The sequence below is a fragment of the Mycobacterium sp. E183 genome (assembly GCF_001667735.1).
Lineage (GTDB): Bacteria > Actinomycetota > Actinomycetes > Mycobacteriales > Mycobacteriaceae > Mycobacterium.
In genome coordinates, this window is the sequence record NZ_LZJN01000105.1 from 84,362 (window position 1) to 110,316 (window position 25,955).

24 protein-coding genes are annotated in these 25,955 nt (G+C 66.4%); 11 read left to right on the plus strand and 13 right to left on the minus strand.

The annotated features are described in order from the left end of the window. From A5691_RS10695 to A5691_RS10710, 4 genes are read left to right on the plus strand one after another with little or no spacing between them, the layout of a single operon-like run. Entirely contained in the window at positions 1 to 1,668 is a 1,668-nt protein-coding gene (locus tag A5691_RS10695) for an acyl-CoA synthetase (RefSeq protein ID WP_068018366.1), read from the plus strand. Beyond that, the gene (locus A5691_RS10700; protein WP_067757754.1) at positions 1,649 to 2,479 is read left to right on the plus strand and encodes an amidohydrolase family protein; all 831 of its coding nucleotides are present in this window, start codon (positions 1,649 to 1,651) and stop codon (positions 2,477 to 2,479) included. Before A5691_RS10695 ends, A5691_RS10700 begins: the two co-directional genes overlap by 20 nt. Before the next feature lie 2 nt (positions 2,480 to 2,481). Next, positions 2,482 to 3,540, plus strand: coding sequence for an acyl-CoA dehydrogenase family protein (locus A5691_RS10705; RefSeq protein ID WP_067757751.1), 1,059 nt, complete (start codon positions 2,482 to 2,484; stop codon positions 3,538 to 3,540). A 14-nt stretch (positions 3,541 to 3,554) separates the two neighbouring features. Further along, positions 3,555 to 4,748 (plus strand): acyl-CoA dehydrogenase family protein, encoded by a 1,194-nt coding sequence (locus A5691_RS10710; RefSeq protein WP_067757748.1) that lies wholly within the window; start codon positions 3,555 to 3,557, stop codon positions 4,746 to 4,748. 105 nt (positions 4,749 to 4,853) lie between these two features. On the opposite strand, the gene A5691_RS10715 is transcribed toward A5691_RS10710, so the two are convergent. The 7 genes from A5691_RS10715 to A5691_RS10745 form a co-directional block, all read right to left on the minus strand. Beyond that, positions 4,854 to 6,071 (minus strand): CaiB/BaiF CoA-transferase family protein, encoded by a 1,218-nt coding sequence (locus A5691_RS10715; protein ID WP_067757745.1) that lies wholly within the window; start codon positions 6,069 to 6,071, stop codon positions 4,854 to 4,856. Between the two features lie 23 nt (positions 6,072 to 6,094). After that, a complete protein-coding gene (locus tag A5691_RS10720) occupies positions 6,095 to 7,291 on the minus strand; it encodes a cytochrome P450 (RefSeq protein WP_231982294.1) in 1,197 nt (398 codons plus the stop codon). Positions 7,292 to 7,432: 141 nt separating this feature from the next. Next, a complete protein-coding gene (locus tag A5691_RS10725; RefSeq protein ID WP_068018361.1) occupies positions 7,433 to 8,326 on the minus strand; it encodes a 2-hydroxy-3-oxopropionate reductase in 894 nt (297 codons plus the stop codon). Positions 8,327 to 8,377: 51 nt separating this feature from the next. Continuing rightward, positions 8,378 to 9,337, minus strand: a complete 960-nt coding sequence (locus A5691_RS10730) for an alpha/beta fold hydrolase (protein WP_082950240.1) — start codon at positions 9,335 to 9,337, stop codon at positions 8,378 to 8,380. Positions 9,338 to 9,436: 99 nt separating this feature from the next. After that, the gene (locus tag A5691_RS10735; protein WP_082950241.1) at positions 9,437 to 10,300 is read right to left on the minus strand and encodes an alpha/beta fold hydrolase; all 864 of its coding nucleotides are present in this window, start codon (positions 10,298 to 10,300) and stop codon (positions 9,437 to 9,439) included. A gap of 242 nt (positions 10,301 to 10,542) precedes the next feature. Then, positions 10,543 to 11,511, minus strand: coding sequence for a GlxA family transcriptional regulator (locus tag A5691_RS10740; protein ID WP_197498942.1), 969 nt, complete (start codon positions 11,509 to 11,511; stop codon positions 10,543 to 10,545). 709 nt (positions 11,512 to 12,220) lie between these two features. After that, a complete protein-coding gene (locus A5691_RS10745; RefSeq protein ID WP_068018358.1) occupies positions 12,221 to 13,213 on the minus strand; it encodes a helix-turn-helix domain-containing protein in 993 nt (330 codons plus the stop codon). Positions 13,214 to 13,536: 323 nt separating this feature from the next. Here A5691_RS10745 and A5691_RS10750 point away from each other — a divergent pair, with 323 nt between their 5' ends. Next, complete coding sequence (locus A5691_RS10750) at positions 13,537 to 14,454, plus strand: alpha/beta fold hydrolase (protein ID WP_067760442.1); 918 nt, start codon at positions 13,537 to 13,539, stop codon at positions 14,452 to 14,454. Continuing rightward, positions 14,451 to 14,741, plus strand: coding sequence for a putative quinol monooxygenase (locus tag A5691_RS10755; RefSeq protein ID WP_067760444.1), 291 nt, complete (start codon positions 14,451 to 14,453; stop codon positions 14,739 to 14,741). The genes A5691_RS10750 and A5691_RS10755 overlap by 4 nt, the downstream gene beginning before the upstream one ends. 30 nt (positions 14,742 to 14,771) lie before the next feature. Here A5691_RS10755 and A5691_RS10760 read toward each other — a convergent pair whose 3' ends face one another. The 5 genes from A5691_RS10760 to A5691_RS10780 form a co-directional block, all read right to left on the minus strand. Beyond that, positions 14,772 to 15,230, minus strand: coding sequence for a cupin domain-containing protein (locus A5691_RS10760; protein WP_067760446.1), 459 nt, complete (start codon positions 15,228 to 15,230; stop codon positions 14,772 to 14,774). Positions 15,231 to 15,377: 147 nt separating this feature from the next. Next, positions 15,378 to 17,030, minus strand: coding sequence for an acyl-CoA synthetase (locus A5691_RS10765; protein WP_067760448.1), 1,653 nt, complete (start codon positions 17,028 to 17,030; stop codon positions 15,378 to 15,380). Positions 17,031 to 17,038: 8 nt separating this feature from the next. Continuing rightward, on the minus strand, positions 17,039 to 17,659 hold the full coding sequence (locus A5691_RS10770) for a PaaI family thioesterase (protein WP_067760586.1): 621 nt from the start codon (positions 17,657 to 17,659) through the stop codon (positions 17,039 to 17,041). Beyond that, the gene (locus A5691_RS10775) at positions 17,656 to 18,276 is read right to left on the minus strand and encodes a cysteine hydrolase (RefSeq protein WP_067760450.1); all 621 of its coding nucleotides are present in this window, start codon (positions 18,274 to 18,276) and stop codon (positions 17,656 to 17,658) included. The genes A5691_RS10770 and A5691_RS10775 overlap by 4 nt, the downstream gene beginning before the upstream one ends. Next, positions 18,273 to 19,265 carry a Rieske 2Fe-2S domain-containing protein gene (locus A5691_RS10780; protein ID WP_067760452.1) on the minus strand — a complete coding sequence of 331 codons (993 nt, stop codon included), beginning with the start codon at positions 19,263 to 19,265 and terminating at the stop codon, positions 18,273 to 18,275. Before A5691_RS10780 ends, A5691_RS10775 begins: the two co-directional genes overlap by 4 nt. A gap of 149 nt (positions 19,266 to 19,414) precedes the next feature. On the opposite strand from A5691_RS10780, the gene A5691_RS10785 reads away from it, so the two are divergent. Genes A5691_RS10785 through A5691_RS10795 form a run of 3 tightly spaced genes read left to right on the plus strand, consistent with a single transcriptional unit; the run spans position 19,415 to position 21,953 of the window. Further along, positions 19,415 to 20,533 carry a PHB depolymerase family esterase gene (locus A5691_RS10785; RefSeq protein WP_067760454.1) on the plus strand — a complete coding sequence of 373 codons (1,119 nt, stop codon included), beginning with the start codon at positions 19,415 to 19,417 and terminating at the stop codon, positions 20,531 to 20,533. Continuing rightward, complete coding sequence (locus A5691_RS10790) at positions 20,533 to 20,913, plus strand: nuclear transport factor 2 family protein (RefSeq protein ID WP_067760456.1); 381 nt, start codon at positions 20,533 to 20,535, stop codon at positions 20,911 to 20,913. Before A5691_RS10785 ends, A5691_RS10790 begins: the two co-directional genes overlap by 1 nt. Next, positions 20,910 to 21,953, plus strand: a complete 1,044-nt coding sequence (locus tag A5691_RS10795) for a TIGR03857 family LLM class F420-dependent oxidoreductase (RefSeq protein ID WP_067760458.1) — start codon at positions 20,910 to 20,912, stop codon at positions 21,951 to 21,953. The genes A5691_RS10790 and A5691_RS10795 overlap by 4 nt, the downstream gene beginning before the upstream one ends. 73 nt (positions 21,954 to 22,026) lie before the next feature. On the opposite strand, the gene A5691_RS10800 is transcribed toward A5691_RS10795, so the two are convergent. Beyond that, positions 22,027 to 23,523 (minus strand): acyl-CoA carboxylase subunit beta, encoded by a 1,497-nt coding sequence (locus A5691_RS10800; protein ID WP_068018356.1) that lies wholly within the window; start codon positions 23,521 to 23,523, stop codon positions 22,027 to 22,029. Between the two features lie 85 nt (positions 23,524 to 23,608). Here A5691_RS10800 and A5691_RS10805 point away from each other — a divergent pair, with 85 nt between their 5' ends. Together A5691_RS10805 and A5691_RS10810 are read left to right on the plus strand one after the other, a co-directional pair. Then, positions 23,609 to 24,631, plus strand: a complete 1,023-nt coding sequence (locus tag A5691_RS10805) for an LLM class F420-dependent oxidoreductase (protein WP_068018347.1) — start codon at positions 23,609 to 23,611, stop codon at positions 24,629 to 24,631. Between the two features lie 11 nt (positions 24,632 to 24,642). Further along, the gene (locus A5691_RS10810; RefSeq protein WP_068018462.1) at positions 24,643 to 25,863 is read left to right on the plus strand and encodes a cytochrome P450; all 1,221 of its coding nucleotides are present in this window, start codon (positions 24,643 to 24,645) and stop codon (positions 25,861 to 25,863) included. Positions 25,864 to 25,955: the final 92 nt, after the last annotated feature.

Below are 25,955 nucleotides of genomic sequence, written 5' to 3' on the forward strand. Positions count from 1 at the left end.
ATGAGCGAATGGACCGTGGGCGCCGTTCTGGACGCCATCGCCGACGTCGTGCCCGACCGCCTGATGACCGTATGCGGAGAACGCAAGAGCACGTTCGCCGAATCGGCGCGCCGCACCAATCGATTGGCGAACTACCTCGAGGACAAAGGGTTCGGTGTATACGCCCCGCGTGATGAGCTGCAGCGCTGGGAATGCGGTCAGGACCGGATCGCGCTCATCATGTACAACGACCTTTACCCCGACATGGTGATCGGATGCCTCAAGGCGCGCACCGTCCCGGTCAACGTGAATCACCACTACTCGCCCCGGGAGATTCGCGAGCTGCTCGACTACGTGCGCCCACGGGGCATCATCTACCATCGCTCGCTCGGCGCGCGGTTCGCCGACGTGCTGCCCCCGATCGGCACGGAGTTGCTGATATCCATCGACGATGGCAGCGCCGTTCCCCAACTGCCGAAGGCGATCTCGCTCGACGACGTGCTGGCCGCCGCCAGTCCCGACCGCGAAGATGCGGGATCCCCGGATGACCTCATCATGATGTGCACCGGCGGAACGACCGGACGCCCGAAGGGTGTGCTGTGGCGCCAGAGCGACATGTACGTGTCGTCGATGGTGGGCGCCGACCATGCCAGCGTCACCGAGATCCACGACAAGGTCGCCGGGGGCGGGCAGCCGTGGTTCGCCGTTTCTCCGCTGATGCACGCGGCCGGCATGTGGACCGCCTTCGCCGCGCTCTGCGCGGGCTTGCCGGTGGTGCTCTACGACGACCGCAACAAGCTCGACGTGCGGTCGGTGTGGGAAACCGCCGAGCGGGAGAAGGTGGGCATGATGACCATGGTGGGCGATGCGTACGCCGGGCCGCTGATCGAGGAGCTGCGCACGCGTGCCTACGACCTGTCCTCGTTGCAGGCGATCGGCACCGGAGGGGCCGCCACCAACGCGAAACACAAACGCGCGCTGATGGAATGCCTGCCACACATCACGATCATCGAGGGCTACGGGTCTTCGGAGAGCGGGAACATGGCGTTCGGTCACAGCCGCGAAGGGAACGCCAGCGAGACGTTCCAGCCCAGGGAGGGCGCTACCGTCGTGTCGGCCGACCGCAGCCGGTTCCTGCGGCCGGGTGAGCAGGAGGTCGGCTGGGCCGCCAGGACCGGCCGCATCCCGCTCGGTTACTTCGGCGACCCCGAAGCCACGCAGCGGACCTTCCCGGAGATCGATGGCCGGCGGGTGGTGGTACCGGGCGACCGCGCATCTTTGGAAGCCGACGGGACCATCCGCCTGTTCGGTCGCGATTCGCTGGTCGTGAACACCGGGGGTGAAAAGGTTTTCGTCGAAGAGGTCGAGGAGGTGCTGCGCGCGCTTCCCGGCATCGTCGACGCCCTGGTGGTGGGCCGGCCAAGCGAGCGGTGGGGGGAGGAGGTTGTCGCGCTCGTCGCGACCCGACCCGATGCCCACCTGAGCCGGGACGCCCTGCACGGCGCGTGCACGACGCAGCTGGCGCACTTCAAGGCGCCCAAGGCCTTCATCTTCGTCGAACGGATTGAACGCCTCGGCAACGGCAAGCCCAACTACCGATGGGCCAAAGAGCGAGCCAGTCAACGAGATCCGGTGATCGCGCTCGTCCCATCCGATCCCGAAGGAAGTCGTGAACACCAAAGCGATTGATTGCCTGGTGAACGTCCACTTCGGGGAAGCCGAATCTCAGCCGACGTGGATGCTCAAGGTCAGGGACGACTACTTCAAGGGTCCCGAGTCGATGTTCGCCCCGGTCGACCTCTCCGAGCTGCTCGCCGAGATGGACGAACAGGGCGTACAGCAGGCGATCCTGATGGACTCGCTCGCCAACCCGTCCACGACCGCGCGCAAATTCGTCGAGGCCAGGCCCGAGCGGTTCGCGCTGGCCATGGGCGGTGTCAACCTGCTGCGCCCGGTGCGGTCGCTGCGCGAGCTGACCGCGGTCGCGGCGGACCTCCCCGTCGCGTATGCCGTAGTGGGGCCGAGCTTTTGGGGTGACGGCCAGTACCCGCCCAGCGACGCCGTGTATTACCCGCTCTACGCAAAGTGCGCGGAGCTGGACCTTCCGCTGTGTGTGAACACCGGAATTCCGGGACCGCCCATACCCGGCGAGGTCCAGCACCCGATGCACCTGGACCGGGTGTGCGTGCGCTTTCCCGAGCTGCGGCTGTGCATGATTCACGGTGCCGACCCGTGGTGGGACGTCGCCATCCGATTGCTGCTCAAGTACGCCAACCTGCGCCTGATGACGTCGGCGTGGTCGCCCAAACGGCTGCCGGAGAGCCTGCTGCACTACATGCGCACTCGTGGCCCCAACAAGGTGATCTACGCGTCCGACTGGCCGGTGTTGCCCATGCGCCGGGTTATCCCCGAAGCCCGCGCGCTGGATCTTCCCGCCGAGGTACTGGACAACTACCTTTACAACAACGCGCGAGACTTCTTCTTCGGGAAGGACGAGTAACGATGGACCGCTTCGAACTACGCAGGCTGGATTACAGCTTGTCCGACGATCACGTCGCCCTGCAGGCGGCCTACAAGCAGTTCTTCAAGACCCACTGTCCGATCGAAACGGTGCGTGCCGCAGAGCAATCCGGTTTCGACAAGAGTCTCTGGGAGAGGTTGTGCGGGATGGGCGCCACCACGATGGCGCTGTCGGAGTCGTGTGGCGGTGACGGCGCCACCCTGGTCGATCTCACCCTGGTGGCCGAGGAGATCGGCCGGTCCCTCGCGCCGGTTCCGTGGATCGACCACGTCTGCACCGCGCGGCTGCTGGGGCGCCTCGGCGCGCTGGGGGAGGGCGCCGCCGGGATAGCCGAGGGCGAACAGCTGGCCGCCCTGGACCCGCGGATCGACGATGGGCGCGGTCCGCGGTTGATCCCCTCGGGGTCGATCGCCGATCACATCGTCGTCCGCGACGGCGACCAAGTCGTGCGCCTGACCTTTGGCACCCGTCCGGCGAAGGTAGACAACATCGGCCGGCTGCCGATGGCCTGGGTGGACCCAGCTGCGGCGGACGCCCGTGAGGTCGTCGCCGAGGGGCCCGAGGCACTAGCCGCTTACCGGCTGGCCCTGGACGAGTGGCGGCTGCTGACCGCGGCGGCGCTCGTCGGGCTGGTGGAGGAGACCATGACCATCGCGGCCGAATTCGCCAAGACCCGGTACACGTTGGGGGTGCCCATCTCCACGCTGCAGGGGATTTCGCACCCGCTCGCGAACATGGCCATCACCGTGCAAGGCGGCCGGAATCTGGCCCGACGCGCCGCCTGGTTCCTGGACAACGAACCCGACGAACGGCCCGAATTGGCGCCTTCCGCATTCGTATTCATGGCAGAGGAGGCCGCCAGGGCGGCGACGATGGCGGTCCACATTCAAGGCGGGCTGGGCGTTTCCGCCGAAGCCGCGGCGACGGCGTATCTGGTGCGGGCCCGGGGCTGGCCGCTGGCCGGCGGCGATCCGGGCGCGACGGCACAACGGGTGGCGCAGATCGTGGCCGCCCGCGAGGGCGCGGCGCAGCCGGCATAGGAAGGAGCGGCACTGTGGATTTCTCGCGCGTCGAACTGTCCGACGAGGACGAGGCGTTCCGCGACGAAGCGCGGAACTTTCTGGGCACGCACATGACCGAAGAGATCAGGCGCCGGGACCGGGAAACGGGCGACAATTTCGACGAGGGCCTGCACCTGAAGTTCGGCGCCGCAGGCTATTTGGCGGCGGAGTGGAAACCGGAATCCGACGGCGGTTTCAGCCGGGTGCGGCGCCGCATCTGGGAGTTGGAGAAGCGGCGCGCACACGTTCCCTGGGTGACCTGGGGGACCACCGCGATGGTGGCTCGTTCGGTGGACAAGTTCGGGTCGGCGCAGCTGCGCGACGAGGTGTTACCGAAGGTCTTCAGCGGCGAGGTGAGGCTGTGCCTCGGCTACACCGAGCCCGAGGGCGGCTCCGACATCGCGACCTGCAAGACCCGCGCGGTCCGCGACGGCGACGGGTGGATCATCAACGGCTCCAAGATGTTCACGACCGGGGCCCATAACTGCCAGTACGTCTTCCTGATCACCAACACCGCCCCGGAGGCGCCGAAGCACAAGAGCCTGACCATGTTCCTGGTGCCGCTGAAGTCGCCGGGCATCGACATCCAGGGCATCCGCACCGTGGACGGCGACCGGACCAACATCGTTTACTACAGCGATGTCCGCGTGGACGACAAGTACCGGCTGGGTGAGGTGAACGGCGGCTGGACGGTGCTGCGAGAACCGCTCAACGTCGAGCACGGCGCAGTCGCCGCCGCCCCCGACGGGCTGCAGGACACGTCAATCATGATGCACCAGGCCGGATTTCTGTCTCAGGCGGTGGACAAGGCGGCGGCGAGCGTCACGCGGCCCGACGACGACGGGCGCCGGCTCGTCGACGACAAGTCGGTCGCGTACCGCCTGGGCCGGTGCGTCGCCCGACTGGAGACGGCGCTAGCCACCCCGAGCATCTTCGGCCGGGTCGCCATCGCGCAAACCATGCGCGACATCTCCCCGGAACTCATGGACCTCCTCGGCGCGTCCTCGGCGCTGCCCTTCGGGACGCAAGGGGCCGCCGACGACGGCAGCGCCGAATACGCCTACCGATTCGCCCCGCTGGTCGGCATCTACGGCGGCACGCTGGAGGTGTTCCGCAACATGATCGCGCAGTACATGCTGGGTCTGGGTAAGCCGGCGTACGGGCCGCCGGCCAAGAAGGTCGGTTGATAGCGCGCCGAACGTGCACTCAGGGCGAGAAATCGGCCAATTCTTCGCCCTGAGTGCACGTTCGGCGAAGTTTCAGGTCGTCACCGCGGCGGTCGCCGGCGTTCTTCATGCGATAGCACCCGAGTCCTTCAGTTCCTCGATGCGGTCCCAATCCATGCCGAGCTCCATCAACACCAGCTCGGTGTGCTCGGACGCCTGTGGCGCGCGCGTGGTCACCAGCGGCTCGTGGTTGAACTGCACCGGACCGCGCACGACGCGGAAAGGCTTTCCGCCGCTGGCGAGCTCGACCTCGCTGACCATGTCGTTGGCCAGGGCCTGCTCGTCTTCGACCAGGTCGAGCAGGCTCTGGAACGGCGCCCACTGGCCCTTCATCGTCTTCAGGTGTTGCCGCCAATAGTCGAAGGGCTTGCCGGCGAAGGCCTTTGCGATCAGCTCGGCCGCCGCGCCGGCATTCTGAATCAGCGGCAGCACATCGGAGAAGCGGGGATCGTCGGCCGCCTCGGGGATGCCGAGATGCTCGAATGTGTCTCGGATCAAGCCGGTCGGACTGATGATGCACAGGTTGATGGTGCCGCCGTCGGAGGTTGCGTAGTTGCCCATGAAGGGGTTCACCGACATCGCGCCCGCGGCGCCCGGCATCGGGGTGCGCATCACCTGTCCGGTCTCCATGCCCTGCGTCACGCTCGCTCCCGCCGCCCACCAGGCGGTGCTCAGCAATGACACGTCGAGCTCGACGGCTTCGCCGGTGCGCTCGCGATGCAGCAGCGCCGCGGAGATGCCACCGGCGATGAACATGCCGCCGATGGAGTCACCGAACGCTGGAATACCCTGCCCCAGTGCGCCGCCCAGCTCCTCGGGGGTTAGTGCGTACCCGATGCCGCTGCGCGTCCAGAACGCCGTCCCGTCGTAACCACCCACGTCACGCTCGGCGCCCTTGTCGCCGTACGCCGAACCTCGCGCGTATATGATGTTCGGGTTCACCGCGCGAATGTGCTCCACGTCGAACTTGTGCTTCTGCCGCTGCGCCGGCATGTAGTTGGTGAGGAACACGTCAGCGGTCTTGGCCAGCTCGTAGATCACCTCCTGGCCGCCCGGCGTCGAGACGTCGATCCCGACACTGCGCTTGCCCCGGTTGGGATGTTCCATCAGCGGATGCCGCTCCGGATCGAGTTGGATGCCACCCATGTTGATGAAGCCGCGTTGGGTGTCGCCGCGCAGCGGGTGTTCGACCTTGATGACGTCCGCGCCCCAGTCCGCGAGGATCGCCCCCGCCGCCGGCACGAACGTGAATTGCGCGAGTTCCAGGACCCGGAAGCCCGACATAACTTTGACCATTTTCTCAGACCCTACTTTGCGTCGAACGTCACGGGAAGCGAAGTCGGCGAACGGAACGGCTGGCCGTGGATGTGGGGGTCGTCCTCGGTCAGCAGGCTGACGTTGGTCACTCGATCCAGCAGGCACTCGACCGCGACGCGGGTTTCCAACCGCGCGAGGTGCAGGCCCAGACAGGTGTGCTCACCGGCGGCGAACGAGATGTGCGGCAGGGGCTTGCGGAAGATGTCGAATTCCTCCGCACGCTCCCAGCGCCGCTCGTCGCGGTTCGCGGACCCGATGCACACGCCGATCACAGACCGCGCCGGGATCTCGACCCCCTCCAGCTCGGTGTCTTCGGTGGTGAAGCGCTGCACGGTGGTGAGCGGTGTCTCGTAACGCAACCCCTCCTCGATCGCCTGCGGCAGCAGCCCGGGGTGGTCCCGCACCGCGGCGAACTGGTCCGGATGGGCGAGCAGCAGGTAGAGCAGGTTGCCCGACGAGCGGTACGTGGTCTCCAACCCGGCCGGCAACAGCAGCCGCAGGAAGGAGTAAATGCTTTCGTCGCTTAGCCTTTCGCCGTCGATCTCCGCCGTCACCAGGTCGCCGATGATGTCCTCGGTGGGTTCGGACTTGCGCCGTTCGATCTGCTCGACGAAGTAGTCCTTGAGCGCCGCCGACGCCTCGAAGGCGCGTTCGTAGTCGACGTGGTAGCTGATCAATTGCACGGCGCGCTTGCGGAAGGTCGGCAGATCGTCGGCGGGCAACCCGAGCAATCGGGCGATGACGCGAGTGGGAAATTCGAAGGTGAAGTTCCGGACCAAGTCGGCTTTGCCGGTGTGGATGAACTCGTCGATCAGCGCGTTGCAGATGGGCCGGACGATGGTGTTCTCCCAGCGGGCCAGCGCCTTGGATTTGAAAGCGGCGGAGACGAGGTTGCGATGGTCGCGATGCTTCTTGCCTTCCATCGCCAGGATGGTCGGCCCCATGAAGAGCCCGATCGTCTTGTCGTATGGCGCGGAGCTGAAAGTCCGGCCGTCGCGGAACACCGTGTTCACCGCATCGAAGGACACCGCGGAGTACTCCCGCTTGGGCATCAGCGACTCGGGCGTCTTGGAATAGTCCATCACCGTCCCGCGGAACACCCCGGACTCGAGACGCTTGCGGGCGAAGAACGGGTAGGGATCGCGCAGGCTGACGGTCTCGTCACTGCTGCGAACGTCGGTCGTCACGTAGCACTCCAGCATCTCCAGCAGAAACGGGGCAGGCCTCGCGTAAGATCGTACTGTAATTCTTACAGTAGACAATATGGGCGGGGCTGCCCGGGTCGGGCGAGTCAGCGGCGACTGCCGAGATGCCCGTGGATTGCGAACTCAGGCGCTATCCCTTACTTCGCGACCGCAGAGCCGTTCAACTCCCCGCAGGAGTGCGGAGTGGTCGAGGCTTCCGTCGCCGTTGGCCCGGGCGGCGGCCATGAGTTGCGCGACGAGGGAACCGACAGGGCTGATGGCGCCGACCATGCGGGCTGCTTCGGCGAAGATGCCGAGGTCTTTGTGGTGCAGGTCGATGCGGAAGCCGGGCGTGAAAGACCTGCTCAGCATGTTGTGGGCTTTCTGATCAAGTACCGCTGATCCGGCGAGGCCCGCGCTGAGGACACTGATCGCCGCGTGAGTGTCCACACCATGCGCTTCGAGGAAGACGAGCGCCTCGGCAAGGAGTTGTATGTTGCCCGCGACGATGAGCTGGTTGGCGGCCTTCAACGTCTGCCCTGAGCCGCAGGGTCCGACGAGTGCGGCGTGGGCGCTGACCGCTTGCAGCACTGGTTGCGCCGCCGCGAAGTCCTCAGGGCTGCCGCCCACCATGACCGAGAGTTCGGCGTTGATGGCGCCAACCTGGCCGCCCGAAACGGGGGCGTCGATCATCCGGAGACCGCGCTGGCGCGCCCGGCTGGACAGCGTGCGTGTGACCTCGGGCCGGATGCTGGAGAAGTCGATGATCAGCGCACCCGGTTGGGCCGTCTCGAAAACTCCACCGTCGGCGGTTAGCACGGCTTCGACGTCGGGGGAGTCGGGCAGCATGAGGGCGACGATGTCGGCGTGCTGGACCGCGTCGGCGATGGAGTCGGCGGCAACACCGCCGGCGGCGACGAGGTCGGAAACTCGGTGACGCGATCGGTTGTATCCGGTCACCTGATGACCCGCGCGGACGAGGTTGACCGCCATGGGACTGCCCATGATTCCGAGACCGATGAAGGCGACCGCACTCACTACGACCCTCGCTTTTCTTTGATTCAACCGATTCGGAGCGGCAGAACCGCGTCAGGTGGGAAAGAAGCTCGATAGCGCGGCGGCGGTCTCGTCGGGCAGCGTTTCGGGGATGAAGTGCCCCGATGGCAGCGTCGTCGCGGTGACAGTTGCAGCACATTGGGCTTGCCAGAGGGCGTGAGCGTCGAACAGGCGATGCACTGCTCCGTTCTCGGCGGTCAGAACCTGTGTGTCGCAGGCGATCCGATGTCCGCGATCGCGACTGTGTTGATCGTGTTCGAGGTCGATGCCGGCGCTGGCCCGGTAGTCCTCGGCGGTGCTGTGCAGCGTCTCGGGAGTGCAGAAAGCGCGTTCGTACTCGGCAATCACCTCGCGTTCAAGGTAGTCGTCGTTCCCGCCTGATAGTTGTCGTAGCACGATGGCCAGGTAAGCGGCCGGGTTGCCTCCGATGAGAAGTTCGGGCAGTGGGGCGGCCTGAATGAGCAGGAACCAGTGAAAGTAGGCGGTCGCGAACTCTTGGTTGGTGGCCCTGTACATGTCGAGGGTGGGGGCTATGTCGATCAGAGACAGCTTCCTGACTCGGTGTGGGTGATCCAGCGCCAGGCGGGCCGCAACGCGCGCCCCGCGGTCGTGCCCACAGAGGTAGAACGAGTCTCGTCCGAGCTGATCCACGACCGCGACGAGGTCGTTGGCCATGGTCCGCTTGCTGTAATTGCTGTGATCGGGTAACCCGACCGGTTTGGCGGAGGCCCCGTAGCCGCGGAGGTCGGGTATGACCAGGAAGTAGCGGTCCCGCAGCCGGCCGGCGATGTGGCGCCACATCAAGTGGGTCTCGGGGTAGCCGTGCACGAGCAGTAGTGCGGGTCCGCCAGGGTTGCCGCCCCACCGGGCGTAGATAGCCGTTCCGTCGATATCGAAGGTACCGGCGTCGAATCCGGGGAACCAGCGCGAGTCCGCTTGTGCGACAGTCTGTTTTGGGTTTGGGCGGTCGCCGGGTTGGGCGTTGTCGATCATGTTCAGTGCGGCTCGGCGGGTGCACCCGACGATCTCATGACAATGGCCCTTTCGTGAGTGATGCGAGGTGCGAAACCGGAACTCCGGTGTGGCCGATGGTCACCGGCTGATGTGTTCCAGGAGGTGCTTGGACCACATGTCAGGTGACTCCAGTGGGCTGAAATGGCCGCAGTTGTCAAGGTACTCGAGGGTGAAGTCTTCGTAGAAGTCATCCAGGGTGTCGCTCCATGCCTGTGGGAACAGGGGGTCCTGGTCCGGCCACAAGATGGTGATGGGCTTGGCGAACCTGTCTTCCCGTGCCGGCGTCGTCTCGTTTGCGTAGAAGGTGATCGGATTGCCCTCAGGGTTGCGGAACCACAGGACGCCGGCCAGGAATGCCCCTGGTGCGCAGTGGTTCTCGGTTAGGTGGTCAAGGAGGTCGTCGACAACGGTCGATCCGGGCGCCGACCAGTTCACCAGGTTTTCCTTGAGTGCAGCGCGGACGGCGCCGGGCTTGCCGTCGATGATTTCTTCGACGAGTTCCGACTTGTAGAAGATGGCGTGCACGAACGCGTTCACCGCGTCCTCTTCGAGAATCCGCCGCCCGACGCCCAGGGTGGGCGGTGCGACTACCAGCGATCGCACCAGATCGGGCCGGGTCGATGCGACCGTCTGGGCGGTGAAGCTGCCGATGTCGTATCCGCCCAGCACGGCATTGCTGATACCCAATTCTTCGAGCAGGGCAATGACGCTGCCCACCTGGCGACTGAGTGCGTAGGCCGTTGGATCGCTCAGGTGTTTGTCCGACTTGCCGTAACCGCGCAAGTCGATCACGGTGACATCGGCGTGCTCCACCAGTTGCGGCATGACCCTGGAGTACTCCCGGTGGTCGCCGGGGTTGCCGTGAATCAGGACGACCGGGACACCTTGCCCGGAGCGCTCGTAGTAGAGCTTGAAACCGTCGTGTTCGCTCGAGTAGGGCACGGAACCAATCCTTCCTGTCGGCGCACCAGCGCCTCGCGATCCGCGACGGTGCTGCTCCGAAAAGGGTTTACCCGGAGCCGGTTCGGGGCTCTCCGTAGTGATCGTAAAAGCTGGCCCGAGGTCAGATCGCCAGCTGGCTGGAATCGATCGCCTTCTGACTCATTTTGCCCGCCGGGACGCTCGTCAGCCGCCGGAAGGGACGCGGTCCGCGGTGCCTGCTCGCAGTCGCAGCGAGACGCCACCTAGTTGGTCAGCCCGCATTGTCGGTCAGTACCGGCATGTGTGTCGACGGTCCGGAAAGCTTGCCGGTACGCCTGGGGGCTGACGCCGACGATGCGCCGGAATGCGGGACGGAGCGACACCGCGGTGGCCAGACCTACCTGTCGCGCAATGGCGTCGACGGTCAGCTCGGTGCGCTCCAAAAGATTCTGGGCGCGCAGGATCCGTTGGTGCAGTAGCCATTGCAGCGGCGAGACCCCTGTTTGGACCCGGAAGCGGCGATCGAAGGTCCGCCGACTCAGGCCGGCTCGTGCGGCGAGCGCGTCAATGTCCACATGCTGCAGATGAGCGATGGCGTATTCCATCACCCTTCCCAATTCGACGTCTTCGGACCGGAGGGGGACCGGGCGATCGACAAACTGTGCTTGGCTGCCGCATCGTGCGGGCGACAGGACGAGATGACGGGCTATCGCCGTGGCCGCGGCGGCGCCCCAGTGGCGTCGCACGACATGAAGGCAGGCATCCAGACCAGCTGCCGTCCCGGCGCTGGTGACAATGTCGCCGTCGTCGATGAAGAGGACCGAGGGGTCAACGCGCACCGATGGATACCGCGCTGCCAGCGTGGGTGCATGGAACCAGTGTGCGGCGGCCCGCCGGCCGTCGAGCAGACCGGTGGCTGCGAGGACGAACGCGCCCATACACAGGCTCACGATCAAGGCGCCGTCGGCGTGTGCTGTGCGGACTGCTTCCAGTGACCCTGGGGGTGGGGCGTCATGAGGACTGCGCCAGCCGGGTAAGACCACAATCCCGGCGCGGTCCAGGGCCTCTAGCCCATGCGGTGGATCGAATCCAACACCGTCGCTGGTGCGCATCCGACCGGTTTCGCCGGCAACCGGTAGCACGGTGAATGCGGGAGCCCCGGCAGGATTCATGCCGAACACGCTCATCGGCACCGATGTCTCGAACATCGACGCCCCGTTGAACATCAGCACGGCGATGGTGCGCAGGCTTCGGCCTCCGCCCACGCGGCGAGCACCGGTCGAATTAATGCCGCCCGCATCGCGCGCGATCCCAACGCTGTCCTCACGCCGCGTCGGGAGTTGATGCGTTACCGGTGTGGTGAATAGTGGCCGTGACGTCGGATGCGCGGAGGTCAGCGCAGCCGGATGTCGACTGCGATTGCCCGGCCGCGGCGGGGCGGTGGGCGGGGAACTCCGCTCGATTCGGTCTAGAGTGAATTCCATAGCATGTGTCCGGTCACTTTGGTTGCGCTGCAACGTGTTTGAGTGCGGCCGGTTTGTTGGTCTCGCCGGCAAGTCGTGGGTGGTGATGTATCCCGCGTTCGAGTTGCGTCTCACCGTGGTCCCCGTGGTTCCTCCCCAGGCCCAGCTGTGTCCCTCGTACCTTCACCGATCGCGCTCCCCGCCCACCCGGTCACGTCGTCGCGGCCCTGCAACGCGGAGGCTCTGATGGCTTATGTTTGCGCGCGAAACCGTCTCAGTGTGTGCCGGGGCTGCACGACGTTGTGCCTCCGCTGCAGACGGCCGGGGCGGACCTTGCCGAAGGGTGATGGCGCCGAACCCGGGGCAGCAGTGGTGCGCCGCGCAGAGCGCTCCAACTCACGCCGCCCGGAGGGGCGAGGCGGTTGCCGCGCAGACCGACGTCGCAGCTGGCGTGGTGCAGCTGTGCCCCGCGGGACCCTTACTGCGGTGTGGCAGAAGAAAACTCCGTCTCAGCGCCGGCACGCAGGCGGTGACCGCGCCAGTCCCGCGGGGACAGTCCGTATGCGGCGCGGAAGGCGCGGCTGAAACTCGACATGTCGGAGAATCCGTGCCGGCGCGCGACACTGGCGATGGTCACCGTCGCGTCGCTCCGGCCCAGCTCGTGGCGCGCGGCTTCCAACCGCCGGGTACGGATGTACTCGGCCAGGCTGATGTTGGCGTCGGCGCACGTTTTGTACAGATGCCGCACCGAGACGAAGTGTGCCGCGGCGATGCGTTCGGCGTTGAGCTCCGGATCACGCAGATGTCGAGACACGTAGTCCAGAATCCGGACGACCAGCGTGTTGGCGAGGGGTTCGGCCGCGCGCTCTGCATAGCCCAACTGGGTCGTGATCACCGCGCGAAGCAGTTCGATGCTCGGGTGCGCGACGAGATCGCCGTTGACCGCGGTGAACAGGCTCGGATCGGCGGCCACACGCCGGAGGTGATCGAAGGTCAACGTGGCCAGCGGATGCTCAGGGATAAGCGGCACGGCGCACGCTTTGCGGATCAGTTCAGTCGGCAAAGCGAGCGCGGAGTGGGGGATCTGGAAGAACTCCCCGCCCATGCCCTCGGCGTTGAGCAGTGTGTAGGGGGCGCTGGAGTCGTACAGCGCCATCGCACCGGGGTGCAGAACCGCCTCCCTGTCCTCCTGCACCACCATCGCGGTACCGGCGAGCTGCAGATTGACGAAGACCGTGGGCTCGGCGCCATCGCGCGCCAGCGCTGGTGTCCGGACCACCCTGTTGGCGGTCGTCTCTCCGACACAGACGGTCAGGTCACCGAGCGGAGTGACCAGCCCATGAGCGGTCGCGCCCGGGCCGTCTTCCACCCAATGCCACTCGACGGACACCATGGCCGCGCCCATGGCCCAATGCATGTAATCGGAGCGTTCCACCGGGTCGACGGCGTCGGTATCGAGGACGATGGCCATGGGGAAGACTTCCTTTCACCTGGCAGGTGAGCGCTCCCGTTGCGTGATCGCAATCCTAAAACCGGACCCGCGAGGCCGCCAAGCGTCGGGCCAGGCGCCGTCGCACGCGTCGCCCGCCGCGGTGTCCCCGGCATTCCGCTAACACGGAATGCCGCTCCTCGGAGCCCGTGGCCCGATGGTGTTCGGCGTGCCGTCGAGGAGAACTGGTCAATCACCGATCGATTCCAGCCAGGAGCGATTAACCAAACGCGAGCGCTTCTACCATCGCCTTCAAGAGTCCGGAAGGCCTCCGTAGCAGCCTTCTACCGTGGAGGGGGACAGCGATGCCCACGTTCAACCACAACATGTTCGACCACGCGGATGTCCGGATCCATTACGTGACCGTGGGCACCCCGCCGAGTCACGGTGGCGACGATCGGGCCTTGGTGCTGCTGCACGGCTGGCCCCAAACCTGGTGGGAATGGCGCCATGTCATGGGGCCCTTGCACGAGGACGGCTGGTTTGTCGTCGCTCCCGACTACCGAGGCGCCGGGGGGTCATCCAAGCCCGCCGGCGGTTACGACAAACAAACCATGGCAGGCGACATCAAGGCCCTGCTCGACCATCTCGGTGTGCAGCAGCCCATCACCTTGGTAGGCCACGACCTCGGGCTGATGGTCGCCTACGCCTACGCCTGCCTGTACTCGACCGGCGTCGAACGTCTTGTGCTCATGGAGGCGCCGATCCCGGGGACCAATGCGTATGAGAGCGTGGCCACCACCAACTACAGCTCAAATAGACTCTGGCACTTTCACCTACACGGCGCGGCCGACAACGTCGCCGAGACTCTGATCGCTGGCAGCGAATTCCCTTATCTACGTTCGTTCTACCAGCGCCTGAGCGCCAATCCCGACGCGATCTCGATATCGGACGCGCAGCGGTACGTGGCTGACTACACGGCCCCCGGAGCCATGCGTGCGGGCCTTGAACTGTTCCGCGCCTTCGAGCAGGACGCGTCCGACAACCGACGCATTCTGGCGGAGCAGGGCAAGCTCACGCTGCCAGTTCTCGGACTCGGCGGGACCGCGAGCTTCTTCGTACCGATCGCCGAGGCCATGCTCTCGGAGGTCGCCGACAACGTCACGGTCCGGCCAATCCAAGATTCGGGACACTGGATCGCCGAGGAACAACCCGAGACGCTCCTGTCGTGCCTGCGCGAATTCATCGAGACAACCGGCGGTACGAAGGGACGCGCGGCATGATCATCTTGAATGTCTTCTTCGACGTGGCGCAAGCGCACGAAGCCGAGTTTCTGAAGCTGTTGAACCACATGGTGGTCGAGTCCAACAAGGAAGACGGCTGCAGCCTGTATCAACTGTGGCGCAACGCCCATGATCCTTACAGCTACGTCCTCGTCGAACATTGGGCCTCGCAAGAGAGCCTTAACGCCCATGGCAAGACGTCACATTGGATCGACTTCAACGACACCGTCAACGGATACTTGAAGTCCGATTACGAGGAACACCACTACACCGAGATCCCGCGCTGAGCCCTGGGCCGCGAGCGCGGGTGGAGACCGCTACAGCGCATACAGCGCCGGCAGATTGACGACGATCGCCTCCTGGCTGCTGCGGGCAATGACCAACTCCGCCGGCGTGTTTGGATCGGGGTTCTCCTCACGGTGGGGCAGATGTGGGGGTACGAAGACGTAATCGCCGGGATCGGTCCGGACCCGAACCTCGCGCTCCCCGTCGAAGAACACAAACTCCGGATGGCCGCTGCGGACGTAGATCATCGTCTCGGAATCACCGTGGTGGTGGTTGGCCGAGGCGCTGCCCGGCGACGCCAAGGTTTCTCCCATCCACAGCTTCTCGCTACCCACCGTGGATCCACTCAACGCGGCGAAGCGCTGCATGCCGTCCGTCTGCGCTGTGGTGCCATCAAGTTCGGTTGACTTGACGTGGCGGACGCGATTGCGCGGTACATGCTGCTGGGCATTGGGGGTGAAGTCGGGATGAAAACCGTCGGGGCCGGTCATGCAGTCGAGCGTAGACCTCCGGAGCGGTTCAACAATCGCTCCGCCCGGGACGAATTCGAGACAATCAGCGATCAAATCAGGTCATTGTCAACGCATTTGCGGTGGAGACCGCGACGGACGGCGCCAAGCGGCGGTCGACCTTCGCTGTCAGCCGTTCACCGCCTGCTCGCGCGCCCACCGGTAATCCGCCTTGCCCGACGGGCTGCGCTCGATTGCCGCCCGGAACACGATCGCCTTGGGCAGCTTGTAGCGGGCCAGCGATTGCCCGGCGTGGGCGACCAACTCCTCGGCGTCCGCATGAGCGCCCTCGGCCAGCGCGACGACGGCGACGACCTCCTGCCCCCACCGCTCGCTGGGCCGTCCGGCGACGACCACGTCGGCCACCGCGGGGTGCGACGCGATCGCGGTCTCGACCTCCTCGACGAAGATCTTCTCACCGCCGGAGTTGATCGTCACCGAATCGCGGCCCAGCAGCTCGATCTTGCCATCGGCTTGGTGACGGGCCCGGTCGCCGGGAATCGCGTATCGCACTCCGTCGATGACCGGAAATGTCTTGGCGGTCTTGGCGGCATCGCCCTTGTAGCCCAGTGGGACGTAACCGCGTTGCGCCAGCCAGCCCATGCCGTCGTGGCCGGGCGCCAGGATGGTGGCCAAATCCTCGGCCGCCACGAACGTGTCCGGTCCGGCGTTGAAAGTGCCCGTAGACACCGCCCCGGAAGTGGACATGTGGTGCATCTGCGCGCCGGTTTCGGAGGACCCGACACCGTCGACCACGATGGCGTTCGGCAGGACTTCGATCAACCGTTGCTTGACGAACGGGGTGAGCAACGCGCCCCCATTGGCCACCACGGCCAGCGACGACACGTCGGCGATCCCCTTCTCGATGGCGGCGACCAACGGGCGGGCCATCGCGTCACCGACCACCGTCACCACGCTCACGCGCTCGCGCTCGATGGTGCGGACCACCTCGTCGGCGTCGAGACGATCGACGACCGAGGGGAAGACGACAGACTGCCCGGTGGTGATGGCCGTCATCACGCTCCACTGGGCCGCGCCGTGCATCAGCGGGGGCAGGATCATCAACTTGGTGCCGGGGCCCGCCAGCACGCCGGCCGCGATCTCCTCGACGGACCCGAACGGCTCGCCGGTCATCAGGTTGCGGCCGCCGAAAGAGGTCATGAAGATGTCGTGCTGGCGCCACAGCACGCCCTTGGGCATTCCCGTCGTCCCGCCGGTGTACAGGACGTAGAGGTCGTCCGGTGAATTCTGCACCGGTGGCGGTTCGGGTGCGCAGGACGCGAGGGCGCTCTCGTAATCCACTGCGCCGTAAATCAAGTCGTTGCCGGAGTCGTCGGCGATCTGAATCAGAACCCGCAGCTGCGGGAGGTCCGGCAGGATTTCGGCCACCCGTGGCGCGAACGCGGCATGGTAGATCAGCGCGGTCGCCCCCGAATCCGCCAACAGATACTGCAGCTCGCTCTTGACGTATCGGAAGTTGACGTTGAACGGGGCGACTCTGGCCTGGAAGGAGCCCAGCAACGCCTCGACGAATTCGTTTCCGTTGTAGGCGTAGATGCCGAGGAGGTCCTGGCCGGTCTCGTGGCCCGGCAGGCCGGCGCGTTCGGTGTGGCACCCGAGCCCGCGGGAATGCAGGTAAGCGGCGAGGCGGTGGGACCGCTCGATCACCTGTGAATAGCTGTACCGCCGTTCACCCTGAATCAGCAGCTCCCGGTCGGGAATCGCGGCCGCAACGGCCGCCGCGACGGCGGGGACGGTGAATTGTGTTGCTGTGTCGGACATCAGGCCTCTCATGGCTGGTGGGGGAGGAGGCGGACCATCAGGCCGTTGGCCTCGGTGAGCAGCGTGCCATCAGCGGCCGTCATCGTAGCGGAGATGAAGATCTTCCTGCCCTCGATGTCGGTGATGCTGCCGTGGGCGCTCAGCGGCTCGTCGATCGGCGTGATGTTTCGGTAGTCGACATGCAGGTACGCGGTCCGGGTGGGGGGAGTGCCGGCGGTGGAGACCACCATCCCGAACAGCCAGTCGTAGAACAGCGGGATCATGCCGCCGTGCACGGCGTTGTTTCCGCCGACATGCGCGCGGGTGAAGTGGCCCGCCATCGTGACGCCATCCGGACCGGATTCTGAGATCGTCCAGGGTGGCAAGAGCGGGTGGCCGAGGCCGGGGAGTTCGATGACGCGGCCCGCCGGCGCCATGCCTTCGGGCACCTGGTGGCCGTCCAGCAGGGCGCAGGCGTCTTCGACGAGCCGGGCCGCGGCGGTCCATGCCGCGGCGTCCGGGTTGCTGGCGAGGGTCAGATCCTGCAGGCGGCGCGTCGCGGCGACGAATCGGCCCAGCCCGGGGGGCGCGTGTTCGGCCGGCTTGATGTCGGGGAATCCGCCGCGAACCCCGGGTGCGGTGTCGGTCATCGCCGCGTCCACACGCTGAGCAACTCGTCGGTGGTGGTGATGGTCGCGAGCAGCGACAGTGTGTTGGCGATGATGGCCTCTCCGTATTCGGTGGGTATGCCGGCAACGGCGTCCCGGGGAACGATGACGCGATAGGCGGCATTGACCGCGTCCATCACGACGTTGGGGATGGCGATGTTCAGCGACACCCCGACGACGACGATGGTCGACACCCCGAGATTCCGCAGGATCGCGTCCAGGTCGGTGCCGCCCATCGGCCCGACGCCGTGCCAGCGGCTGAGCACCAGATCGCTTGGCTCCGGCCCTAATTCGGGTAACACGGCCGCCCCCGGGGTGCCCGGGGCGATGTCGACCTGGCCGTGCCCCATGGCGAAAATCTTGGCGTTGTGGTTGGAGCCCAGCCCGTCGGGGCGTCGTTGCACCAGGCAGTGCACGACGCGTACCCCGGCCGCCCGGGCCGCCGGCAGCAGCCGGACGATATTGGGCAGCGCGACCCGGCGTGCCTCCTGCGCCAGCATCGCCAAACCGGCGTCGGGGCCGATGACCGCCCCCTGGCACTCCTGCGTGACGATCGCGGTGCGCGCGGGCGCCGCGATGTCGGCGAGTTTCGGTGTCATGCCGGCACTTCGTAGAACTGTCTGGCCCATTTCCGCAGTGCCATATACCCTTTCGCGTCGGCCTTGGACAACGCCGGGTTCTCCACGTACTTCTGGTAGCGCCAGATCTGCAGATCGTCGAACACGGTGGACAGGAACTGCTTTTTGATGATGTCGCGCAGCTTGCCCTGCGGTACGTCGGCGGTGTCGCCGGGGACCCGTGGCCACCAGATCGAGTAGAACAGGTCCGAACACTCGTCGTCGACCGGCGTGCAGGTGAAGATCAGCCGATGGTTCTGCGCCCCCTCGAAGACGCTGATCGCCCCGCCCAGGCCGAACAGGTGGCTGTGGAACCGCAGCGCCAGGTCGTCGGGGTCGTCGCTGCGCGCGTCGGGCCACCCGGCCACGAACTGCCACTCGTGATCCACGATCTTCCAGTCCAGCACCCTCGGGGTCACCGTGGCGTGGTGCACGTATTCGAAATGGGCGCTGTCGGGGGCGTTCTCCGCGACGATCTGCGGATGCACCGGTTCGCGCTCGGTGCGCCGGGAGAACTCCGGATACGCGCGGTAGTAGGCCGCCGGGTCGGTCTCGAACTGCGGAAATTTTCCGAAGATGTCCGGCATCTCCCACTGCGGCTCCTTGCCGTCGGGCTGGTGCCAGATGAACACGCAGTCGTGTTGCTCGCACACCGGGTACACCCGCAGCCGCAGGGCGCGGTTTGGGCGGTCCGGTTGGTAGGGGATGTACCGGTTGGTGCCGTCCGGACCCCAGCGCCAGCCGTGGAAGGGACACTCGACGCAGTCGCCGAGCACCTTGCCGCCGTGGCCGATGTGGGCGCCGAGGTGTTTGCAGTGCCCTTCGAGGACATGCAGCTCGCCGGATTCGTCGCGGTAGGCGACCAGGTCCTCACCGAAGTACTTCAGCGGCCGCACCTCGCCGACGGGGAACTCGGGGGACCACCCGACCATGAACCACCCGGTGACCTTCCAGGTGAAGGGGACTTTCACGCTGCAGCCTCCGATTGCCTGATACTAAGTCCGTTACAGTATAGATTTCAGCAGTCCGGTCCGTGCACGGCAAGGAGTGAAGTGACTGAAGCGGCTGACATCCGGGTCGACGTCGTCGTCATCGGCGCCGGCGTCTCCGACCGCACGCCATGTCGAAGGTGACGCGCGGACTGGGGCTCGCCAAGGAGGCGACCCGCGAGCTCGGCATGCTGCTACCCCGGACGGTGGCCGGCCTGAACGAATCGACCGGCTGGGCTCCGGTGTCGCCGCGAGGCGTGCGGCAGTTCGGCGAGGTCATGTTGGACGAGCTTGTGCTGAGCGGCTTTTCACTACTCGGCGGCGGCCCGGCGGCGATGCGGCCGCTGTCCGGCTGCACGGCGGCGGCCGAGGAGTTGTCGGCCCTGGGCATCGACCGTGCGCACGGGGAACCGGTGCCGCTGCGCGCAACCTCCGTGCGGCGGCGACGCGTCGGTAATTTGGCCTACGAGCGGCTGGCGTTCGAGCACGATCCGGCGTTGCCGCCAACGTTGCAGGCCGAAGGCCTGGGCGGGCCGGCCAGGGCGGTGGTGCACCTGTGCCGGCACGCTGATGGCCCAAGACCGTGGCTCATCTGGGTGCACGGCGCCGGTCAGGGTGGCACGGAAGACCTGCTGTTGACCCGCATCGGCCGGATACATCGCCAATTGGGTTTCAACGTCGCATTGCCGGTGCAGCCCGGTCACGGCTGCCGGCGCCGGGAATGGCCCGCGTACCCCGACATGGACCCCCTGGGCAACGTCGCCGGCATGATGCGCTCGGTGTCGGAGATCCGAGCGCTGGTGCGCTGGGCACAACCGCAGGCGAGCGCCGTTGTGGTGGCCGGTGTTTCGATGGGCACTCCGGTCGCGGCGCTGGTGTCGCACCTGGAGAGGCAGGTCGACGCGGTGGCGCTGTATACGCCGATCCTGGGGCTGAACGCGATGATCGCGCGGCACTTGGGGCGCTGGGGGTCGTCGCGGGACGAATTCCGCGACCTGCTGGCCTCTCCGGAGGTGGCGAAGCTGACCTCGGTGATCGACCCGTTGCGGGTGGATCCGGCACCGCCGCCGCATCGCCGGCTCATCGTCGGCGCGTGGCACGACCGGATGGCGATGCGCGATCCCACGGTCGAATTGCAGGAGCGCTGGGGTGGCCGGCTGTACTGGTATGACGGCAGCCACGTCGGGCACATCTTCTCCCGGCGGGTGCAGAAGGTGACCGAGGGGTTCCTGCGCGAGGTGGCCGGCTGATGGGGGCTCCGCGCTCGGCACGTGAGGTGGTCGAGCTCTACAACCTGGTCGTCTGGAACGAGCAGAACCTGACCCTGGCCGAAGAACTGTTCGCCGACAAGGTGATTCGGCACGGGGTGGGTGAGGCGCACACACTCACCCGCGAACAGGCGGTCAGCCGGGTGAGGGACGTCTGGGCGATGTTCGACACGTTGCGCTTCGATCTGAACGTCGTCGCCGCCGGCGACGACGGCCAGCACGTGGCCATCGTCTACGACTCGTCGATGACTACCAAGGACGGCACCATAACCAACGTCGCCAGCATCGAGGTGTTCCGCGTCGTCGACGGAAAGATCACCGAGGTCTGGAATTGCGGCTACCAGCAAGGAGTTTGGAGTTGAATGAGCGCACTCTCGATGAGTTGGGCTACTACCTGCTGGCGGGTGCCGGCGGAGAGGGGCCGGCGACGCTGATCGACGAGGCCCGCCGCGGCGAGGAGCTCGGCTTCGGCACCGCGTTCATCTCCGAACGCTGGAACGTCAAAGAGGCGTCATCCCTGACGGGGGCCGCGTGCGCCGTGACGACCCGGATGCAGATCGCCACCGCGGCAACCAATCACAACACCCGCCACCCGCTGATCACCGGGTCGTGGGCCACCACCATGCACCGGCTCTCCGGCGGGCGCTTCACGCTGGGGATCGGCCGGGGCATCGCGGCGATCTATGGGGCCTTCGGCATACCGGCGGTCACGACCGCGCAGATGGAGGACTGGGCCCAGGTCATGCGCCGCCTGTGGCATGGCGAACTGATCTTCAACCACGACGGACCGATGGGCAAGTACCCGATCCTGTTCCTCGACCCTGACTTCAACGAGGACATCCGGTTGGCGCTGGTGGCTTTCGGGCCCAACACCCTCGACCTCGGGGGCCGGGTGTTCGACGACGTCATCCTGCACACCTACTTCACGCCCGAGACGCTGCAACGCTGCGTCAAGACCGTCAAGTCCGCGGCGGAGAAGGCCGGCCGCGATCCGGACAGCGTGCGGGTGTGGTCGTGCTTCGCCACGGTGGGTGATCACCTGCCCGAGGAGCTGCGGCTCAAGAAGACTGTCGCGCGTCTGGCCACCTATCTGCAGGGCTACGGCGACCTGATGGTGCGGACGAACGAGTGGGATCCGGCTGTGCTGCAACGCTTCCGGGAAGACCCCGTGGTGACGTCGATCGCGGGCGGGATCGACCACAAGGCCACGGCCGAGCAGATCGAGCACATCGCGACGCTGATCCCGGACGAATGGCTGGAGCCGTCGGCCACCGGTTCGGCCCGGCAATGCGCGGACCGTGTTCGCAAGGAATTCGACTACGGGGCCGACGCGGTGATCATGCACGGCGCCACGCCGGAGGAGCTCGAGCCTGTCGTCAGCGCGTACCGGGCGGTGGATTAGCTCCGCGAGGGTGCGCAGTTGTACGCCGATTGCGGCGTGTCGCCGTACCAACACGCACGCTCGCGACAGAACCTCAGGGCAGGATGACGGTCCGGCTGACCGGCTCCGCCGCGGCCTGTCGGCTGGACAGCCCGCGAAGCAGTGCACCGAGTAGGGCATCACGGGTCTCGCGGGGATCGATGAGTTCGTCGAATCCCAGATGTTCGGCCGAGCGATACGACGCCTGCAACTCGGCGTCACGCAGCTTCGCGGTGATGTCCTCGCCGGCATGGGTCGCCCGGCCCAGCGCGGCCGCGCTCATCGCGCCCATGGTCGCCCCGGGGTAGGCGAACGTCGCGCTCTGGTGGTCAAAACCGAGCAGCGACATGACCATCGAGCCGAATCCGTATGCCTTGCGCAGGGTGACGTGCAACTTGACCGTGGTTGCCGCCGTCTGCGCGGCGAACATCCGCGCACCGGCGCGCAGCACCCCGCTGCGTTCGGACCGACTGCCGGGCAGCATGCCGGGGTTGTCGGCAAGGAAGACGATGGGCAGGTGGAACGAGTCGGCCACCATGATGAAGTGCGCCGCCTTGTCCGCCGCGTCGGCGTCGATGGAGCCCGCGAGCACGTTGGGCTGATTGGCGACGACCGCGACCGGGTGGCCACCGAGATGGGCCAGCGCGCAGATGATCGCCTTGCCGTACCGCGGCTGCACCTCGAACCAGTCGGGCCGGTCGAAGACCACGTCGAGCACGGCGCGCATGTCGTAGACGCGGCGGTTGTCGCGCGAGACGATGTCGAGCAGTTCGGGCGTCGCGCGCTGCTCGCCGGCCTCGTCGGGCGGTAGCTGCGCCGGGTAGGACCACGCGCTCGGCGGGAAATACGACAGGTACCGCCGAATGTCGGCGATCACGGCCTCGTCGTCTTCGGCGACGTTGTGGATCACCCCGCTCGGCACGGCGGTGCCGGGCCCGCCGAGATCCTCCTTCGAGATCTCCTCTCCGGTGGACTCTTTGACGACCGGCGGGCCGGCGGTGAAGATCGCGCCCTGCGCGCTCATGATCCGGAAGTCGCAGACCGGGGCGACGAGCGCGCCGTGTCCGGCCGAGGGGCCGAGCACGGCGGCGACGGTCGGCACCCGGCCCGAGCACTGCGCCTGTGCGAGCAGGTCGGTGGGGGCGCGGCCGTAATGTCCACCGCCAGGTCGGAAGCCGGCGCCTTCCAGCAACATCACCAGGGGAACCTTGTCGCGCAGCGCGAGTTCGGCGATGCGGTAGCGCTTGGAGTTGCCGCCCGGTCCGATGCTGCCGGCCATGGTGGTGAAGTCCTCCGAGCCCAGCATCACCGGCGAACCGTTGATCAACCCGGAGCCGACGACCAGGCCGTCGGCCGCGATCTCGCCGCCGACCAGCGTCCCGATTTCTCGGAACGTCCCCGGGTCGAGGAGGCGCTCGATGCGCGCCCGGGCGTCGAGCTTGCCCTTGCCGCGGTGCTTGTCGAGCCGTTCGGGACCACCCATGCCCCACGCACGCTCACGGCGCCGCCCGAGATCGTCGAGCGTTTCTCCCCAGTCCTGGGCTTTCGACATGCCTCTGTCCTACCTCATGCAAGTTTCGTCTGGTGAGCGGATCTGCAGGGTCACATACTGGATTGCTTACTGTAAAGTTACCCGCATGGCCGACGCCGCCCGACTCAAGGTCGACGGGGGCATCCCCAATCAACTCGCTCGCGCGGCCGACGCGGCGGTCGCCCTGGAACGGCAGGGCTACGACGGCGGATGGACGCCCGAAACCAGCCACGACCCATTCCTGCCGCTGCTGCTGGCCGCCGAGCACACGAAGCGGCTGGAAATCGGGACCAACATCGCCGTGGCGTTCGCCCGCAACCCGATGATCGTCGCCAACATCGGTTGGGATCTGCAGGCGTATTCGAAAGGCCGGTTCATCCTCGGGCTGGGCACTCAAATTCAGCCCCACATCGAAAAGCGGTTCAGCATGCCGTGGAGCCACCCGGCCCGGCGCATGCGGGAGTTCGTCTCGGCGCTGCACGCGATCTGGGACGCCTGGCGCGACGGCGGCAAGCTGCGTTTCGAGGGCGAGTTCTACACCCACAAGATCATGACGCCGATGTTCACCCCCGAGGCGCAGCCCTATCCGACGCCGAAGGTGTTCGTCGCCGCGGTCGGTGAGGTGATGACCGAGATGTGCGGCGAGGTCGCCGACGGACACCTGGGCCACCCGATGGTGTCCAAGCGCTACATCACCGAGGTCACCGCGCCCGCGCTGTTACGCGGCCTGCAGCGGGCCGGCCGCCGGCGCGCCGACGTCGAGTTGTCGGCCGAGGTGCTGGTGGCCACCGGCGAGAGCGACGCCGAGCTGCAGACCGCGACGGCCGCGGTGCGCAAGCAGATCGCCTTCTACGGATCGACGCCGGCCTACCGCAAGGTTCTCGAGCTGCACGGCTGGGGCGACCTGCACGCCGAGTTGAACCGGCTGTCCAAGCAGGGGGAGTGGGACGCGATGGCCAAGCTGATCGACGACGAAATGCTGGCGACCTTCGCGGTCGTCGGGCAGGTCGACGAGGTCGGCGCCGCGCTGCGAGACCGCTGTGAGGGTGTCGTCGACCGCGTCCTGCCGATCTTCATGACCGCTTCGCAAACCTGTATCACCGCCGCGATGAAGGAGTTTCGCCAGTGAGCACCACGACGATGGACGACGCCGGGAAGTTGTTGGCCGATCCACTGGCGTACACCGACGAGGAGCGGCTGCACGCGGCGCTGGCTCACCTGCGCGCCAACGCGCCGGTGTCGTGGGTCGAGGTGCCGGACTATAAACCGTTCTGGGCGATCACCAAGCACGCCGACATCATGGACATCGAGCGCGAGAACATGTTGTTCACCAACTGGCCGCGCCCGGTGCTGACCACCGCCGAGGGCGACGAGATGCAGGCGGCCGCGGGCGTGCGCACGCTGATCCACCTCGACGATCCGCAGCACCGGGTGGTACGCGCGATCGGATCCGACTGGTTCCGGCCAAAGGCGATGCGCGCGTTGAAGGTTCGGGTCGACGAGCTCGCCAAGATCTATGTCGACAAGATGATGGCCGCGGGTCCCGAGTGTGACTTCGTCCAGGAGGTGGCGGTCAATTACCCTCTGTTCGTGATCATGTCACTGCTGGGCCTGCCGGAGGCTGACTTCCCCCGGATGCTCAAGCTCACCCAGGAATTGTTCGGCAGCGACGACTCCGAATTCAAGCGCGGCAGCTCCAACGAGGACCAGCTGCCTGCGTTGTTCGACATGTTCCAGTACTTCAACGGGGTCACCGAGGCGCGCCGCGAACACCCGACCGACGATCTCGCCTCCGCGATCGCCAACGCCCGCGTCGACGGGGAACCGCTGTCGGACATCGACACGGTGTCCTATTACCTGATCGTGGCCACCGCCGGTCACGACACCACCAGCGCGACCATTTCCGGTGGGCTGCAAGCACTCATCGAGAACACCGACCAGCTCGAGCGGCTGCAGGCGAATCTCGACCTGATGCCATTGGCCACCGAGGAGATGATCCGCTGGGTCACGCCCGTCAAGGAATTCATGCGCACCGCCAACGCGGACACCGCCGTGCGCGGAGTGCCGATCGCCGCGGGCGATTCCGTGCTGCTGTCCTATGTGTCGGCCAATCGCGACGAGGACGTGTTCACCGACCCGTTCCGCTTCGATGTCGGGCGCGACCCCAACAAGCACCTGGCCTTCGGGTACGGCGTGCACTTCTGCATGGGCGCGGCCCTGGCCCGTATGGAGGTCAACAGCTTCTTCACCGAGCTACTGCCGAGGCTCAAATCCATTGAGCTGATCGGTGATCCGGAGTTGGTCGCCACCACCTTCGTGGGCGGCCTGAAGCACCTGCCGGTGCGGTACTCGCTGGCCTGACTTTCCCAGCTCTATTCGCGGCAGACAGCCATCAGCGCTGAATGGCCCTCGCGTCGATGAGCGCCCCGCTTATCGCGTGATCGCTACACTCC